Origin of the sequence: Paractinoplanes rishiriensis (genome assembly GCF_016862375.1) — a bacterium.
Classification (GTDB): Bacteria; Actinomycetota; Actinomycetes; order Mycobacteriales; family Micromonosporaceae; genus Actinoplanes; species Actinoplanes rishiriensis.
Window position 1 is genome coordinate 61,968 of the sequence record NZ_BOMV01000069.1, and the last position, 15,492, is coordinate 77,459.

The following is a 15,492-nucleotide window of genomic DNA, read 5'->3' on the forward strand; positions in this document are numbered from 1 at the left end:
CGGGGCGCTTCGCGCTGAGCCGGCCGGCACCGCTACTGGCCCGGCATCCTGAAGCGGATCGAGTTTGCCATACCGTAACCATGTTTCCCGCTTGAGTCGTGTCACAACGGGGGCCCCGACCCCCGGCACTTGGCTACCGTCTGCATGTGCGCATCCGGCAGCAGCAGCGGGACGACTCGGCCGAGTCGGCGATGCAGGCTGCCCACGGCGAGCGCGCCACCTCGTGGGAGTTCGCCTGGCTCGACGGCCGGCCCGGGGAACCGTCCTGGTCGTACCCCGATCTGGCCCGTAACCTGACCCGCCGGGCGAGCGCCCTCCTCGACCTCGACACCGGCAGCGGCGAGCTGCTGGCCGAGCTGGCCCCGCTGCCGCCGCACACGGTCGCCGTGGAGAGCTGGGCCCGCAACACCCCGGTGGCCCGCGACCGGCTGGCGCCGTTCGGCGTCGAGGTGCTCACCGAACTGCCCGGCGGCGAGGAAGAGTTCGACCTCGTGCTGAGCCGGCACGGCCGGTTGCCCGCCGACGACATCTGCCGGCTGCTGCGACCCGGCGGCCGGCTGCTCAGCCAGCAGGTCGGCAGCGACGACCTGGCCGGTCTCAACGAGGCGCTCGGCGCGCCGCCGCCCTACCACCGGCAGTGGACCGGCGAGACGGCCGCCGCCGCGCTGGAGCAGGCCGGGCTCGACGTGATCGACGTGCGCGAGGAACGGCCCTCGATCACCTTCCACGACGTCGCCTCCGTGGTGCGCCAGCTGCGCGACCTGCCCTGGCAGATCCGTGACTTCACGCCCGAGCGGTACGCCGAGGCCCTCGACCGCCTCGACTCCTACCTGCGGGTGCACGGCGAACTGACGGTCACCGCGCACCGCTTCCTGGTGCAGGCGGTCCGGCGCTGACGCGGTCGCTGGTCGTCGCGGTCAGCCAGCCGCCGGTGACCTCCCTCGACGTCGCCCGCAACGCGGCCGTGCACGCCGCCGTGGTCCGGGCCGCGTCCGCCCGGGTGGTGGTGTTCCCCGAACTGTCGCTGACCGGGTACGAGTTGGCGGCACCGCTGCTCGACCCGGACGACTCCCGGCTGGCGCCCCTGGTGACGGCGTGCGCCGAGACCGGCACGACCGCGCTGGCCGGTGCGCCGGTGGCCGGGCCGCACATCGCGATGCTGGCGGTCGACCGGGACGGGGTCCGGGTCGTCTACCGCAAGCAGCATCCGCACGGCGACGACGAGGCCCGCTTCCGGCCCGGACCGGCGCCCGCGGTGCTCGAGGTGGACGGGTGGCGGCTCGGGCTGGCGATCTGCCGCGACACCGGGATCGCCGATCACGCGGCGGCGACCGCCGCGCTGGGCATCGACGCCTATCTGGCCGGGGCCGCCGACCAACCCGAGGCCGACGAGATGATGGCCGAGCGGGCGCGACGCATCAGCAGCACGTACGGCGTGTGGGTGGGGTTCGCCTGCTTCGCGGGGCCGACCGGCGATCCGTTTCCGCAGACCGCCGGCCGGTCCGGCATCTGGCGGCCGGACGGCACCGTCGCCGCGCGGGCCGGCCGGGCGGCCGGCGAGATCGTGCGGGTCAGGCTGGACGCCGGGCCAGCGTCAGCGTCGTCGTCAGGTCGAGGGTGAGCACGCCGCCGAAGCTCTCGATCAGGCCCTCAAGCTCGCCCAGCAGCCGGCCCTGCACCTCGGGCGCGTGCCGGCGGAACGGCGAGAACGTGCGCACCAGCGCCTGGTAGCGGGCCGTGCTGAAGCTCGGGTAGGTGTGCCACAGGCGGTCCTCGACGTCCGGCCAGAGCCCGGCCGCGGTCAGGTCGGCCCGCACCCAGTGCTCCCCGCGGCGCGGCACGTCCGGGTCGAACCGCTGGTAGAGGGCGTCGATCGCGGCCGCCTCGTCGGTGTCGGCGATGCCGTAGGTGTGCGCCAGGATCGCCAGCACGCCGCCCGGCACGAGCGCGTCGTAGGCCCGGCGGTTGCGAGTCTCGGGCTCCATCCACTGCCAGGCCGTGGCGCAGGTGATCAGGTCGACGCCACCGGCCGGCGGCGTCCATTCCTCGAAGGTGCACTCGGTCACCTCGACGGCCGGGAAGTTGGCGCGCAGCACGGCGGCCATCCGCGGGTCGGGCTCGACCGCGGTGTACGGCACGCCGAACCCGGTGAGCACCGCGGTGGCCTTGCCGGTGCCGGCTCCGAGCTCGACGACCGAGCGTGGTGGCCCGCCCGCATAGCCGGTGATCGCCGAGCGCACGGCGTCCGGATAGCCCGGACGGACGTCGTGATAGGTCGATGCCACCTCACCGAAGACTCGGGTCATCCACCGACCGTAACGGCTGGGCTGCCGAGCGCGCATCTCGGGCCGGAGGTCCGCCGTGCGGGCGGGCCTGCGTGGGGCCGGGTCCGCCGTGCGGGCGGGCCTCCGTGGAGCCGGGTCCGCCGTCCGGGGTAGCCGGAACGGCGGGCCGGCCTGCCGCTGTGCCCGATCGCCGCCTCGGCTCCGATCGGCCAAGGTGGACGCACGGCAATAGTTCACAGGGGGCAAATGGACCGGTACGGCGGCGAGCGAGACCCGCGCCCGTCGCCGTACCTCCGCACCGCGGAGCGTCCGGGTTCGCCGTGCTGACCGGGGGAACCAGCTCCGGCAGCAACCCGGGCCCGCGGTGGGTGCCTCACCCGTGGCAGGAGCGGGTGAGGACTGATCGGGTCCCCGGCGCCGGTCCCGTCGCCGGGGGCCCGATCTATTCGTTGTGCGCGGACGGATTAAGCCGTCCGGGTGGGTTTACCGGCATTCGCGGAACGGACGCATCGGTTTGCGCTTTCCGGATAACGGCCGTCGCCTTTCCCGGGCACCCGAAAGAAGTAGCTCGCGCCACACCCGCCGTGACCACGGTTAATTGACCCACGGCGAAGGACGGAGTTGGCGCCGCACCACGTAGATCACCATGAAACCGCTGGTCAGCGCGATTCGAAGGGTCCCCCATCAGGGGTAAGCCGGACAGTTGCACCTGTGCGATATAAGCGGGCACAACGAGGACGGAATGCCGATCACACGACCCGGCGTCGTCGGGGAACGTTGAATAACCAGTCCCCCACCCGTCCCTGAGAGGAACGCGCCCGCATGCGAAAGCTCAGCAGCCGGCCCGCCGCATTCACCCGTGAGGCGTCCTCATGATCCGGCTCGAGGCGCTCACCCGGCGGCTCGACGCGGCCAAGAAGGACGAAACCGTCCGGCGTCCCCAGCCGATCGAGCTCAGCCCGGCCGATCACGAGGAGCCGACCTGGGAGGTGCGCCACCCGGGCGACCTGGGCCGGCGGCGGGTGGACGGGCGTACTCGGGCCATTCTCTCCTGCGCGGCGGTCGCGGCGATCGTGGTGAACGCCGGTGCCGCGTGGATGTACTGGCGGATCACCGGCTCGCACACCGGGCCGGCCAGCGCCGAAACCGTCGTCGAACTCGCGCTGCGGGCCCGGTCCGACCTCAACCATCCGCTGATGCCGGGGCAGACCGGCAACATGACGGTGACGGTCACCAACGACTACGACTTCCCGATCCGGATCACCGCGGTCACCCCGGGGGCGGGCAACATCGTGGCCGACGACGAGCATCGGGACGCGGGCTGCAAGGAGTCGGGTGTGACGGTCGCCCGGAAACGGTTCGCGGTGTCCTGGGAGGTGCCGCGCAACACGATCGGTGCGTACACCATCCCGGCGGCGCTGACCATGCGGCCGGATGCCAACCCGGAGTGCGCCGGCGGGGTCTTCACGGTGCCGATCCAGGCGTCCGGGGTGAGCCGCCGATCGGTGTGAGGCGGCCTACTCGCCGTTGTAGTGCCGGCCCGGTTATTCGCCGTTGTAGTGCCGGCCCGGCGGGGAGCCCGGCAGCACCCGTACGTCCTCATTGATGACCACCGGCGGATGCAGGGACCGCCGGTGCCGCCCGTTGCGGGCCGCCTGCTCGGCGTCGTCCGCGGCCGGTCCCAGCAACTCGTTCCGCAGCGGGCGGTAGTGCCGGCCGCCGTGCGCGGCCATCTTGCGCACCTCCTCCGGCACCGCCACCGAGGTACGCAACACCGCACTGGCCCGCGCCGCCGACTCCCGGGCTACCGCCTCGTCGTGGGCCGCGGCCTCGATCCCCTCGGCCACCACCCGGGCCATCGCCGCACCGTACGTCCGCGCGTCGTGGATCTCCCGCTCGTGCAGCAGCGCCGCTTCGTGCTCGCGCCGCCGGGCGATGCGGGCCTCGTTCCGCTCGTACGCGTTGCCGCGGGAGACGAACTTGAGGCCGACCGCCGCGCAGTCCAGCGCCACCAGCAACAGCGTGATCCCCAGGTAGAAGATGCCGACGCCCCAGAAGTCGCTGGTCATCAGGTACCACATGGCCGCGGTCCGGGCACCGAACCCGGCATCGGCCCGGACCTTCTCGCTGTTCGTCTGCCGCTGTTCGCCGATCTGCTGGGCGAGTTGCACCTGCTCGGCGGTCCGGGCGTCGCGCGCGGCCCGCTGCGTGTCGAGCAGCCGGCCGGCCTGCCGGTCCAGCACCTCGGCCTGGTCGTCCAGCCCGCGGGACCGCTGCACCAGTTCGTGGCAGTACCCGCCGCGCGGGCAGCCGGCCGAGCGGGACACCCCGGCGCCCTCGGAGTCGGCGACGGCCTGCTGGTAGAGCAGCCGGGCGTCGTGGCGCTTCTGCGCGGCCCGGTTGGTGAGGTCGCGCACCGCCGCGTCGTCGGCCGTGGTCTCCTTCTTGAGCTGCTGGAGCCGGGCCGTCCAGGTGGCGATCACGCCGGTGGTGTCGATCCGGCTGAGCTGCTGGTTGTGCACCTCGTTGAGCCGGGAGTCGATCTCACCCTGGTAGCGGGCCAGCATCAGCGGCTCGGTGATGATCACGGCGAACAGCACGGCCAGGCCTAGCCGGCCGAGGTACAGGCCGATGGTGGGCTTGCGCAGGAACTCCTGGGGGTCGGTGGAGTCGAGTTTCTCGTAGCTGATCGCCACCCGGCCGACCACAGCCCGGTCGTACGCCACCACACCGGCCGCCACCAGCGGGCCGATCAGCCAGCGGTACCAGGGATGCTGGTAATTCGAGCTGGCATCGATGAACGCGGCACCGCCGACCGTGGCGTACACGAAATACAGCACGATGAAGACGCCGATCGCGGAGTACAGGACCCGATCGGTGTGCGTGTTCACGCTGTCCGGGTTGACGTTCGCCACCCTCAGCAGCACGTGTCTGCGTGCCCTCGGCATGAGGCCGAGTCTTACGGATCAGAAGGGCATGCGTGGACGAAACGGGCGGATCACCCGGTCAGGTCCGGCTCGGTGATCGCGACGCGAACCACCACAGAAGCCCGTACCGTCTGCTGCTGCGGATCGAGATCCAGGCCGCCGGCCGTGTCGTAGGCCATCTCGGCGGCACCGGCCCGGAACATCACCGGTGACGCTCCACCGGCGCCCTCGTCGGCGATCTCGACGAGCCGCTCGACCCGGCTGCCCACCGCTTCCGCATACTCCCGGGCGCGGGCCAGCGCGTCGGCGATCGCGGCCCGCCGGACATCGGCGCCGGCCGTGCTGCCCACCCGCAACTGCCACCACGGCCCGGCCACCGCGACATCGTCGAGCGCGGCGAGCCGCAGCAGCATCTCGCCCAGCGCGGCGAAGTCGGTCACGGTCACCGTGGTGGCCACCCGGCCCACGTAGCCCACGGTCTTGCGCTCGCGCTTGACCTCGGGGTAGACCTCGACCCCGCCGGTCTCGCGCCGCTCGATCGTCTCGCCGTAGCCGTCCAGGGCCAGGCGGACGCCGGCCGCACGCTCGGCGAGCCGGGTCAGCACCGTCTCTTTGTCGCGGTCGCGGACCGTCGCGGTGACCGTGAAGCTGGCGATCTCGGGCGGGACCTCGCGGACGGCCTCACCGCGGACCACGACCATCGGCTGCTCGGGCATGGCTTCGAGGCTACCGTCGCTCAGCGGTTCCGCCGGGCGCGCAGGATCATCAGCGCGGCCAGCGCCAGAATCAGCAGCAGCAGGCCGAACCCGATGATCAGGAACGGCGGAATGCCACGGCGCTCGACGATCGGCTCGGACACGATCGGCGGGCCGTCCGCCGGCAGGCCGGGCGTGGCGGTCGCGGTCACCGGCGCTTTCGAGGGAGGCGTACGCGGGGCGGTCAGCGCGGCGATCACGTCGAGCTGGCCGTGGCCGTAGAGGTTGTCCCGGCCCTGGGCACCGCGGTCCACGGCGGTGCCGGTGAGCCGGTCGACGACCTCGGCCGCGGACATGTCGGGATAGCGCGCCCGCATCAGGGCCGCCACCCCGGAGACCAGGGCGGCCGAGTTGCTGGTGCCCTCGCTGCGCCCGTACTTGTTGCCCGGAGCGGCCACCGGCATGACCGAGCCGTAGGTGACCAGGTCGACCCCTTCGCCCCGGTTGGAGAACGAGGACACCCGGTTGTTGCGGTCGACCGACCCGACGCCGAGCGCGCCGGGGAAGACCGCCGGCTCGTCGACCTCGCCGCCGTCGTTGCCCACCGCCGCGACGACCACCACGTCGGCGGCCACCGCCTCGGCGATCGCCCGGGCCACCACGTCGGACTCCAGCTCGAGCTGGAACGACATATTGATCACCTTGGCGCCGTTGTCGATCGCCCAGCGGATGCCGTCCGCGATCAGCACGCCGTCGGCCACCGGGCGGATCGGCATGACCTTGCTGCGCGGCGCGACGCCGAGCAGGCCGTCGCCCGAGCCGTGCCCACGGCCCGCGATCAGCCCGGCCATCCCGGTGCCGTGCGGGCCGCTGTCCAGATCGTCGTCGGGCCCGTTGACCGCCGTGTACCGGCCCGGCACCGCGGCACCGCGCAGGTCCTGGTGCTTGGTGTCCACCCCGGTGTCGATGACCGCGACGACCACGCCCTCGCCGCCCTTGCCCAGTTTCTGGGCCTCGGGCAGCTTCATGGGGGCGACGTACCACTGCGCGTCGCGCTGCCGGTCGGCCCGGGCCGGGGCCCCGGTGAGCAGGCCGGTTAGCAGGACGGCGAACAGGGCGGCACCGAGAGCGGCACCGCCCCGCCGGAGAAACTGGATCACTAGCGCCAGCCGATCACATTCGGGCCGGGGTCGATCCGGGCGTCGCCGTGACCCGGCAGGATCACCGGCTCGACGCCCTCGGCGACCTCCCACGGGTTGTCCGGGTCGAACCCGGCCTGGTCGTCCTCGGCGCGGGTGCGGCGACCGGCCCTGCCGGGTGCGCCGGCCATCCCGCCCGGCCCGGCGTTGTGCCGATCGGGGCCGACCGGGTCGTTGGGCAGCCAGGACGGGCGCGGCACGGCCTTGCGGGGGGCGGCACCGCGACCGCCCGCACCGCCGACGCCGCCGGACGCGCCCACACCGGATCCGCCGATGCCGGACGAGCCCACACCCGCTCCGCGCGCGCCCGGGCCACGGGCCGGGCTGCGGCCGGCGCCGCCCATGCCGACGGGTGCGCCGCCGGTCAGGCCGCGACCGCCGCCGAGTCCGCCCTCGCCGATGACCGCGCCCGAGGGCAGCCGGGTCGGCGTGCCGGCCGGGCGCACGCCCGCCCGCTGCACGCCCCGGCCGCCGCCCGGGCCGGGCGGAACGAGGCCGCCGCCACCGCCGGTGGAGGGCAGGAGGCCGGGCAGCGGCGGGGTCGGACCGGGTCCGACGTTGCTCGGCAGCGGGCCGGGGCCGGGCAGGGTGTGCGGCGGTTCGACGCCGGGCAGGACCGGCGGCTGGCCCGGCTGGATGACCCCCGCCAGGTCGGGTCCGCCGGCACCGACGCCCGAGCCGATGCCCGAGCCCACGCCGGTGTCGAGGCCCGGGGTGTTGATGTCGGCGATCGTGCCGTCCGGCACGAACGCGTCCTGGCCGGGCAGGGGCGGCGGCGGGCTGTGCGGCACCGAGGCGCTGATGGCGCCGCCGCCACCACCGCCCGGGCCACCCCGGTATGTCGTCGGGTTGCCGCCGCCCGGATCGCCCGGGTCACCGCCGCTGCCGTCCTCGATGGCCAGTTGGTATTTCTCCGGGACCTTGAGCAGCACGACCGATTCCTGGATCCGGGCCTCGGCGGCGATCATCGCGTTGCGGGCCTTGACGTCGATCTCGTCCTCGGCCTCGTCCCACCAGTTCGGCGTCCAGTCGGTGCTCTTGTCCTTGTACTCCTCCCAGAGCGGCTCGATCGTCGACCTGGCGGTCTGCAGCGCCCCGACGATGTTTTCCAGGCCGCCCGCGGTGGAGTCGGCATCCGCCGCCGCGGTGGTGAGCCGGTTGATCAGAATGTCCAGTTCGGCCACGAACGCGGTGGCCGAGGTGTTGTCCTCCGGCGGCCACGCCGCCGCCAGGTCGGTCTTGGCCTTGACGAGCGCGTCACGCTGCGCGCGCACCGAGTCGGCGAGTGAACGCCAGGCGTCCGCCTGCTGCTCGCCCACGGTCCGGTCCTCGTTCATCACCATCGACCACAGCCGGGGCGTGTTGAACGCGCCCCAGTTCGTGCACCAGCTGCTGGTCAGTACCGGGTCGCTCATACCGCTCTCGCCCCTCCCCCGCGGGTGGTCGGATGGCCGTCCGCCTCCACCCGGCGCTGCTGCGCCTCGGTGACCGCGGTGGTCAGGGCATCGTGGACCTGGTCGGTGCGCTGCGCGGCGGTGCCGTCAGTGCTGTCGAACGCGACCGCGACCTTGGCGGCCGCCGCGGCCAGAATCCGGGCGGCGTCCATGTAGGCCACGATGTTGGCGCTCGACGCCTGAAGGCTCTGCGCATAGCGGGTCTTGGCGGCATGCACGCCGCCGCCCGCATTACCCGCGCCGAACCGCACGCCCCCGGACAGGTCCACACTGGCCCGTGAATAGCCGCTCTCGAGCGTCCGACTTGTATCGTCCTGGACCCTGTTAGCGAAGTTGTCCAGTCCCTCGGTCTCGACGCGCACCCCGTCGCCCACGACCGCCTCCCCGTAGCGTCGTCGTCTTTAACGCCACGAGGGTAGCGACACCTGTCGACCTGGCGATACCCCGTGTCAGGTCAGGCGGGCCACCGCGGCCGCCACTCGCTCATCGGTGGCGGTCAATGCGATGCGCACCTGCCGCGCCGCCGCCGGCCCGTAGAAAGCGCCCGGAGCTGCCAAAATGCCGCGCTCGGCGAGCCAGTCGACGGTCTGCCAGCAGTCCTCGCCGCGGGTCGCCCAGAGGTAGAGACCGGCCTCCGAATGGCTGATCTCAAAACCAGCCTTGACCAGACCGGTACGCAACGAGTCGCGCCGGGCGGCGTACCGCTCGCGCTGCTCGTCGACGTGGATCTCGTCGGACAGCGCGGCGATCATCGCGGCCTGCACCGGGGCCGGCACGATCATGCCGGCGTGCTTGCGGACCGCGAGCAGGCGGCCGATCAGGGCCGGGTCGCCGCCGAGGAAGCCGGCCCGGTAGCCGGCCAGGTTGGAGCGCTTGGACAGCGAGTGCACGGACAACACGCCGGTGTAGTCGCCGCCGGTCACCGCGTCGTCGAGTACCGACACCGGCCGGGTCTGGAAGCCGAGAGCGAGGTAACACTCGTCACTGACCACCATGGCGCCGCGCTCGCGGGCCCAGTCGACCACCTTGCGCAGGTGCTCGGCGGGCAGCACCCGGCCGGTCGGGTTGGACGGTGAGTTGATCCAGACGAGCTTCACCCGGGGGTCTGGCCCCAGCGCGGTGAGCGAGTCGGACCGCACCACGGTCGCGCCGGCCAGCAGGGCGCCGACCTCGTACGTCGGATAGCACACCGACGGGATCACCACGACGTCGCCGGCGCCCACCCCGAGCAGGGTGGGCAGCCAGGCGACCAGTTCCTTGGAACCGATGGTGGGCAGCACGCCCAGCTCGCCGGACGCGGCGCAGGCCCGGGCCAGCCAGCCGGCGATGGCCGCACGTAGCGCCGGCGTGCCCGCGGTCAGCGGATAGCCGGGCGCGTCCGACGCCTCGGCCAGCGCACGCCGGATCAGCGCCGGAACCGGGTCGACCGGCGTGCCGACCGACAGGTCGACGATGCCGTCCGGGTGCGCCGCGGCCCTGGTCTTCGCCGGCTCCAGCAGGTCCCAGGGGAAGTCCGGAAGGGCCGGCGCGGCTGCGCTCAGTGCGAGTCCCCGCGCGGCGGCTGACCGGCCACGAACGTCGTGTCCTTGTCGATCTTGCCGACCTTGGACGCGCCACCCGGCGAACCGAGGTCCTCGAAGAACTCGTAGTTCGCGTTCGTGTAGTCCTTCCACTGCTCCGGGACGTCGTCCTCGTAGAAGATCGCCTCGACCGGGCAGACCGGCTCACAGGCCCCGCAGTCGACGCACTCATCGGGGTGGATGTAGAGCATCCGGTTGCCCTCGTAGATGCAGTCGACCGGGCATTCCTCGATGCATGCCTTGTCGAGCACATCGACGCACGGCTCAGCGATGATGTAGGTCACGGGTCTTTCCCCTCCAAAGCCACGCCGGAAGAACAGCCGGCGACAATTGCAGAGCCTAGTATCTCCGCCGGAGGAGGTGACACGTGCTCCGTCGGCAGGATGTGGGACACCGGGTGGTGGTACGCCGGATTGTAGGCGCCACCCAGGAACGCACGCTGTATTCGGATGCACTGGGCGAGCTTGTCGACCTCACCGAGACGGATCTCACTATCGCCACCGCGAAGGGCATGGTGCGGGTGCCGCTGCAGGAGGTGCACCGGGCCAAACGGGTGCCGGCGGCCCGTCGCCCACCAGCCTCCGACGTGGTGGCGCTCGAACTCGCCGCCAACGATGCCTGGCCCGCACCGATCCAGTCCCGGCTGGGCGGCTGGATCCTGCGGGCGGCCGGCAACTGGACCGGCCGGGCCAACTCCGCGCTGGCCGTGGGCGACCCGGACCGCACGCTTGAGGCCGCCATCGACGGTGTCGAGCAGTGGTACCGCGATCACGGTCAGCATCCACTGATCAACGCGCCGATGCCGCTGGCCGCACCGGTGAACGCGGCGCTGGACCAGCGCGGCTGGACGTCCCGGCCGCTCACCCTGGTGCAGACCGCGTCGCTGACCCGGCTGCTCGCCGAGATGCCGGCCCGCGGTGACCTGCCGCCGGTCGACCTGGCCGACGCGCCGTCCGACGACTGGTACGCCATGGTGGCCGAGCACAAGGGCACCCTGCCGGCCGCCGCGGTGCGCATCCTCACCGGCGTACCCGGCCTGGTCTTCGCGCACGTGCGGGACGCCGACGGGAGCCTGCTAGCGGTGGCCCGCGGCGCGGTGACCGGCCCGGACCGCTGGCTCGGCATCTCGCTGCTGCAGACCGCGCCGGCCGCACGCCGGCGCGGCATCGCCCGGCAGGTGACCGGCGAGCTGGCCCGGTGGGCGGCGCAGCACGGCAGCCACCGGGCCTACCTGCAGGTGGAGGAGCGGAACACGGCGGCCGTCGGGTTGTACGGCCGGCTGGGCTTCAGCACGCACCACACATACCTGACCCGCGAAGCGCCCCCGGCCTAGAGCGCTTCCGGGTCCTGGACTTCGGGCTCCGACCGTGACCAAAGGTTCCGCAGCGGGCCGAACTCGACCCCGGAAGCTGTCTAGCGGCGGACCACCTTGCGCGGTTTGACGGTTGCGGTTTTCGCGTACGCGGCCAGCGAGCGCGACCGGTAGTCGCGGCCGAGCACCACGGCGATCCAGTAGCCGAGCAGCGTGCCCGCGATGGTGAAGCCGGCGTACAGCCAGACCTGGAAGAAGAAGTCGCCGGCGCCGCTGGCGAACGGCTGGCCGCCGCTGATGAACGGTCCGACCAGGACGGTCAGCAGCAGGCCGCCGACCGCGCCGCCGACCACGTCCGGCAGCAGCCAGCCGGACGGGCGTTTGCGCTGGCAGGCGACGAAGGTATAGCCGGCCAGCAGCAGACCGAGCACGGCGAACATGATGATGGTGGCACGGCTCTCGGCCTGGTCGTTACCGTCGAAGCCGAGGCGAATGATCAGGCGGGCTGCCACGTTGATGGCGAACAAGCCGACCGCCAGCGCGGCGGGCGGGAACCAGCGCTGATGCCTCATGTGTCCTCCCCGGGACATTTCCCTACGGCGTCGCGCCCCGTTTCGGCGTCGCGCCGCACACGAATCGTGGCTCGGGATCGTAACGCCAGGTGAACCTCTGACGCTCGACCTCACGGCTATCTTTGCGGATGACGCGCCACGCATCCTGGGTGAAACCTGGGAGTCCGCTGCTAGTTAGGCAGCGCGGCCCGGCCGGCCGGTGCACGGTCGCCGGGCTGGTCGGCCGGCGCCGCGGCCCGTATTCGGTCACGACGCTGTCGTAGAGCCGGGTGCCCCACATCGCGACGGTCACCGAGCGGCCCGTGGTGGCGGTGTCGATCAGGATTCCGTACGGGGTCGTGTTGCGGAACTTCAGATCCAGGGTCGGGTAGAAGATCGTCGACTCGATGACCGCCGGGTAGCGACTGAAATAGAACGAATGTGGCTTGTGCTCGATGTCCTCGAGGCCGGCGTAGTAGGCGGCGTTGAACAGCGTGGTGGCGAACTGGGAGGCACCCCCGCCGACGCCGGGTTCGAGCCGGCCGCCGACGATGACCGGGGCGTCCCGGTAGCCGGCCGCGTAGTTGCGCTCGCCGGTGTGCGCGTTCAGCGAAAAGGTCTCGCCGGGACGCACGATCGCGCCGTCCACGCGGGCCGCGATGGTGACGATGTTCTGGCTGCGCGGAGACCGGCGGCCGCCGGTGAAATAGGTGGTGAAGGTGGCGACCGGCTCGCGGATGCCGAGCGCGGCAAGGTCGGCGTCGGCGGAGCCCGGATCGGTGCGGCGCAGGATGCCGGTGACCTCGCGGGGTGCGGGCTCGCGCAGCACCGGGAGCAGGTCGGCCGCGAGGCGCTCCAGATCGACGGACTCCCCGCCGACCCGTGCGACCGTCCGGACCTCCGGGTCCGGCTGTGGTCTCTCCGCGGGCCGCGCCCGGTCATCCGGGCCGGTCTTCGTTGGACGCGGCTGGCCCTCCGCGGCGCCCGGGGGCGGCGCCGCGATCCGGGCCGTCCGTGGTGGCGTGCGCAGGGTGGCCAGGCGGTCGGCGGCGGCGCCGCCGAGCCGGCGCGGGTCGATTACGGGGGTCAGGCGGCCCGACGGGTCGGCGCGGAAGACCAGGCTGCGGGCGATGGCGTCGCGGGACAGGCGGGCCTTGGCGCGGCCGGCGCGGACGGTGACCGACGCCGCCACGGCCGGCCGGGCCACGTCGTCGATCAGGGCGTCCACCTCGGCGGCGGTTGTCGCGGGGGTGCGGGTGACCAGCGGCACGTCCGCGGCCGCGCCCACCGGCCAGGCGTGCCGGATCTGCCGGATGGCCAGGTCGACGTCCAGGTCGAGGCCGGCTCGTGGGTAGGTCGGGCGCGGCTCGCGACCGGCGAAGGTGATGGCGGGCGGGCGCACGGTGACGCGGCCGGGGTTCAGGCGGGCGCGCAGGGCCGACTCCAGGCGGGCGCGGTCGACCAGCACGACCGGCGGTACCTCGTGATGGCCGATCAGACTGAGCCGGCCGCGTATCGCCCGGCCCACCGACAGGGCCACCTCGACCCGCAGACCCACCTCGGTCGCGGCCAGTTCGACCGGGTGGCCGTCCAGGCGCAGGCGCACCGGGTGGTGGCCGTGCCGGGTCAGGTGCTCGCGCAGGCGGTGTTCGGCGTCGTTGCGGGCCAGGCCGCCGAGGTCGACGCCGAGGATCCGGGTGCCGCGCGGGAGGTCGCCGTTCACCGCCCAGGCGCCGAGGCCGAGCAACGTGCACAGGACGGTGGCCAGCGCGCCGACCAGCACCGCACGGCGGACGTCGAGCCTTTCGGCGGACCGTGGGGTAATCGACGTCACACCTTCGGAAACGAGCCCTGGGGCTCGGTCAGCGCGACACCCCTCTCAAGATCATCCGATAGGCGTACACCGCAAAGCTCAAGCTCCCGGCCAGGATCATCACCATGGCCACCCAGTCGTCGCCGCCAAGCAGGTAGTCGCCCTCGGGGGTGCGGGTGCCGGCCGCGAACATCATCAGCAGCGTCCACAGCGCCCACGGCGGGCCCAGCGCCCAGCGGCGGCCGGTGGTGCCGACCGCGAACCAGGCGATCAGGTAGTTGGCCACCACCGCGAAGAGAATCCCCAGCCCGATCACCGGACCCCGGCCGGAGCCGATCGACGCACCGCCCCAGATCGAGACGAAGTCACCGGCCCGCAGCGGGGTGAGAAACAGTTCGAGGACCCCGGTCACGATGGTCGCGACGATCGAGACCACCACGCCGGCCACCCGGATCAGCGGATCCCAGCCCGCCCACGGCGGCCGGGGCGGGGTAGGCGGGCCGGTCGGCTCGGCGTCCGGACCGCCCGCCGACCCGGCAGCCTCGGCGCCCACGATCCCGGTCGGCTCGGTCTGCTCCAACGCCGGCGGCCCTACCTGCGGAGACTGGGCCTGCGGAGACTGGGCCTGCGGTGGGTGGCCGGTCGCGTCGGCCTCGGCGCGGCTCATCTGACGGCCGCGTCGGCTATCACGGGCCGGTCGGCGCCCAGGCCGCTGAACAGGTCGCTCTCCCAGTTGTGCGGGCCCTCGCCGGGGCCGCGCTCGCCCTTGACCAGGCGAAAATATTCCACGCCCATGAACTCGCCGCCGAAGTCGCCAGCGATGCCGTACAGCCACGAGTTGTCCGGGATCTGGGTGGCGTGCGCGCGCATGGCAGCGACCTTCTGCTGGTAGTAGTCGGTGCCGTCGAGGCGGGCCGCGATCTCGTCGTCGCCGTGGCCGAACGGGAGGTCCTCCACCTTTTCCACGTCAGCGAACGGGTTGTCGTCGAGCTCGCGGAACGCCGCCATGCCCTCGCGCAGCACGCTCAGCGGCATGGCGGTCCAGTAGATCTTCTCCGGGGCGGCCGGACCGGCCAGCTCGGCCGCGCGCATCGCCACCCGGTGGGCCTGGATGTGGTCCGGATGGCCGTAGAAGCCGTTCTCGTCGTACGTGATCATGATTTGGGGTTGGATCTCCTGCATGATCTGCACCAGGTGAGCGGCTGCCTCGTCGACGTCGGCCTGCCAGAACGCCCGCGGGTGATCGTTGGTGGGCAGGCCCATCATGCCGGAGTCGCGGTAACGCCCGGCGCCGCCGAGGAGGCGGACGTCGGTCACGCCGAGTGCGGCACAGGCCCGTTCGAGCTCGACCAGGCGGTAACCACCCAGTTGGTCGGCCTCGCCGGCGGCCAGCCGGGACAGCGCCGGCACATGGATCTCGCCCTCTTCGCCGAGCGTGCAGGTCACGAGCGTCACGTGCGCGCCGGAGGCGACGTAGTGGGCCATGGTGGCGCCGGTGCCGGTGACCTCGTCGTCGGGGTGGGCGTGCACCAACAGCAGGCGGCGGGCGGGCAGGGCGTCTGTCACGGCCGCAACTCTACGCGGGGGCACCGACAGCTTTCCCGAGCCGGGCTGCGAGTTTGCGGGGCGGAACGAGGCCGTGATCAGCGATGCTGGGCACGTGGACTACCCCGGAC

Annotated in this window: 16 protein-coding genes; 4 read left to right on the forward strand and 12 right to left on the reverse strand. The window is 72.7% G+C overall.

The genetic code is table 11. The features are described from left to right. Positions 1–146 precede the first annotated feature (146 nt). Both Ari01nite_RS32310 and Ari01nite_RS32315 read left to right on the forward strand, forming a co-directional pair. Positions 147–896, forward strand: a complete 750-nt coding sequence (locus Ari01nite_RS32310; protein ID WP_239163218.1) for a class I SAM-dependent methyltransferase — start codon at positions 147–149, stop codon at positions 894–896. After that, positions 893–1,621, forward strand: coding sequence for a carbon-nitrogen hydrolase family protein (locus Ari01nite_RS32315; RefSeq protein ID WP_203786187.1), 729 nt, complete (start codon positions 893–895; stop codon positions 1,619–1,621). Before Ari01nite_RS32310 ends, Ari01nite_RS32315 begins: the two co-directional genes overlap by 4 nt. Here the strand turns inward: Ari01nite_RS32315 and Ari01nite_RS32320 are convergent. Beyond that, positions 1,572–2,306: a class I SAM-dependent methyltransferase gene (locus Ari01nite_RS32320; protein ID WP_203786023.1), complete on the reverse strand. Its 735-nt coding sequence runs from the start codon at positions 2,304–2,306 to the stop codon at positions 1,572–1,574. The genes Ari01nite_RS32315 and Ari01nite_RS32320 overlap by 50 nt on opposite strands. Before the next feature lie 851 nt (positions 2,307–3,157). Here Ari01nite_RS32320 and Ari01nite_RS32325 point away from each other — a divergent pair. Next, positions 3,158–3,796, forward strand: a complete 639-nt coding sequence (locus Ari01nite_RS32325) for a hypothetical protein (RefSeq protein WP_203786024.1) — start codon at positions 3,158–3,160, stop codon at positions 3,794–3,796. A 33-nt stretch (positions 3,797–3,829) separates the two neighbouring features. On the opposite strand, the gene Ari01nite_RS32330 is transcribed toward Ari01nite_RS32325, so the two are convergent. The 7 genes from Ari01nite_RS32330 to fdxA form a co-directional block, all read right to left on the reverse strand. Continuing rightward, positions 3,830–5,233 carry a DUF4407 domain-containing protein gene (locus tag Ari01nite_RS32330; protein WP_203786025.1) on the reverse strand — a complete coding sequence of 468 codons (1,404 nt, stop codon included), beginning with the start codon at positions 5,231–5,233 and terminating at the stop codon, positions 3,830–3,832. A 50-nt stretch (positions 5,234–5,283) separates the two neighbouring features. Continuing rightward, positions 5,284–5,928: an SIMPL domain-containing protein gene (locus Ari01nite_RS32335; RefSeq protein WP_203786026.1), complete on the reverse strand. Its 645-nt coding sequence runs from the start codon at positions 5,926–5,928 to the stop codon at positions 5,284–5,286. Between the two features lie 20 nt (positions 5,929–5,948). Then, a complete protein-coding gene (locus Ari01nite_RS32340; protein WP_203786027.1) occupies positions 5,949–7,067 on the reverse strand; it encodes a S8 family peptidase in 1,119 nt (372 codons plus the stop codon). Continuing rightward, positions 7,067–8,521, reverse strand: coding sequence for a hypothetical protein (locus Ari01nite_RS51025; RefSeq protein ID WP_203786028.1), 1,455 nt, complete (start codon positions 8,519–8,521; stop codon positions 7,067–7,069). The genes Ari01nite_RS32340 and Ari01nite_RS51025 overlap by 1 nt, the downstream gene beginning before the upstream one ends. After that, on the reverse strand, positions 8,518–8,934 hold the full coding sequence (locus Ari01nite_RS32350; protein ID WP_203786029.1) for a hypothetical protein: 417 nt from the start codon (positions 8,932–8,934) through the stop codon (positions 8,518–8,520). Before Ari01nite_RS32350 ends, Ari01nite_RS51025 begins: the two co-directional genes overlap by 4 nt. 75 nt (positions 8,935–9,009) lie before the next feature. Further along, positions 9,010–10,101, reverse strand: a complete 1,092-nt coding sequence (gene dapC / locus Ari01nite_RS32355) for a succinyldiaminopimelate transaminase (protein ID WP_239163236.1) — start codon at positions 10,099–10,101, stop codon at positions 9,010–9,012. Further along, complete coding sequence (gene fdxA, locus Ari01nite_RS32360; protein ID WP_239163219.1) at positions 10,098–10,424, reverse strand: ferredoxin; 327 nt, start codon at positions 10,422–10,424, stop codon at positions 10,098–10,100. Before fdxA ends, dapC begins: the two co-directional genes overlap by 4 nt. A gap of 83 nt (positions 10,425–10,507) precedes the next feature. Between fdxA and Ari01nite_RS32365 the strand changes: the two genes are divergently transcribed. Beyond that, positions 10,508–11,473, forward strand: a complete 966-nt coding sequence (locus tag Ari01nite_RS32365; protein ID WP_203786031.1) for a GNAT family N-acetyltransferase — start codon at positions 10,508–10,510, stop codon at positions 11,471–11,473. Between the two features lie 80 nt (positions 11,474–11,553). On the opposite strand, the gene Ari01nite_RS32370 is transcribed toward Ari01nite_RS32365, so the two are convergent. From Ari01nite_RS32370 to mshB, 4 genes are read right to left on the reverse strand one after another with little or no spacing between them, the layout of a single operon-like run. Then, a complete protein-coding gene (locus Ari01nite_RS32370; protein WP_203786032.1) occupies positions 11,554–12,024 on the reverse strand; it encodes a hypothetical protein in 471 nt (156 codons plus the stop codon). A 22-nt stretch (positions 12,025–12,046) separates the two neighbouring features. Then, entirely contained in the window at positions 12,047–13,837 is a 1,791-nt protein-coding gene (locus tag Ari01nite_RS32375) for a VanW family protein (protein WP_203786033.1), read from the reverse strand. Positions 13,838–13,865: 28 nt separating this feature from the next. After that, positions 13,866–14,483: a hypothetical protein gene (locus Ari01nite_RS32380; protein ID WP_239163220.1), complete on the reverse strand. Its 618-nt coding sequence runs from the start codon at positions 14,481–14,483 to the stop codon at positions 13,866–13,868. Then, a complete protein-coding gene (gene mshB, locus Ari01nite_RS32385) occupies positions 14,480–15,382 on the reverse strand; it encodes an N-acetyl-1-D-myo-inositol-2-amino-2-deoxy-alpha-D-glucopyranoside deacetylase (RefSeq protein ID WP_203786034.1) in 903 nt (300 codons plus the stop codon). Before mshB ends, Ari01nite_RS32380 begins: the two co-directional genes overlap by 4 nt. Between the last annotated feature and the right edge of the window lie 110 nt (positions 15,383–15,492).

Coding starts and splice junctions, on each gene's coding strand:
- Ari01nite_RS32320 (WP_203786023.1), bottom strand. CDS start 2,306: ATGACCCGAGTCTTCGGTGAGGTGGCATCGACCTATCACGACGTCCGT.
- Ari01nite_RS32325 (WP_203786024.1), top strand. CDS start 3,158: ATGATCCGGCTCGAGGCGCTCACCCGGCGGCTCGACGCGGCCAAGAAG.
- Ari01nite_RS32330 (WP_203786025.1), bottom strand. CDS start 5,233: ATGCCGAGGGCACGCAGACACGTGCTGCTGAGGGTGGCGAACGTCAAC.
- Ari01nite_RS32335 (WP_203786026.1), bottom strand. CDS start 5,928: ATGCCCGAGCAGCCGATGGTCGTGGTCCGCGGTGAGGCCGTCCGCGAG.
- Ari01nite_RS51025 (WP_203786028.1), bottom strand. CDS start 8,521: ATGAGCGACCCGGTACTGACCAGCAGCTGGTGCACGAACTGGGGCGCG.
- Ari01nite_RS32370 (WP_203786032.1), bottom strand. CDS start 12,024: ATGAGGCATCAGCGCTGGTTCCCGCCCGCCGCGCTGGCGGTCGGCTTG.
- Ari01nite_RS32380 (WP_239163220.1), bottom strand. CDS start 14,483: ATGAGCCGCGCCGAGGCCGACGCGACCGGCCACCCACCGCAGGCCCAG.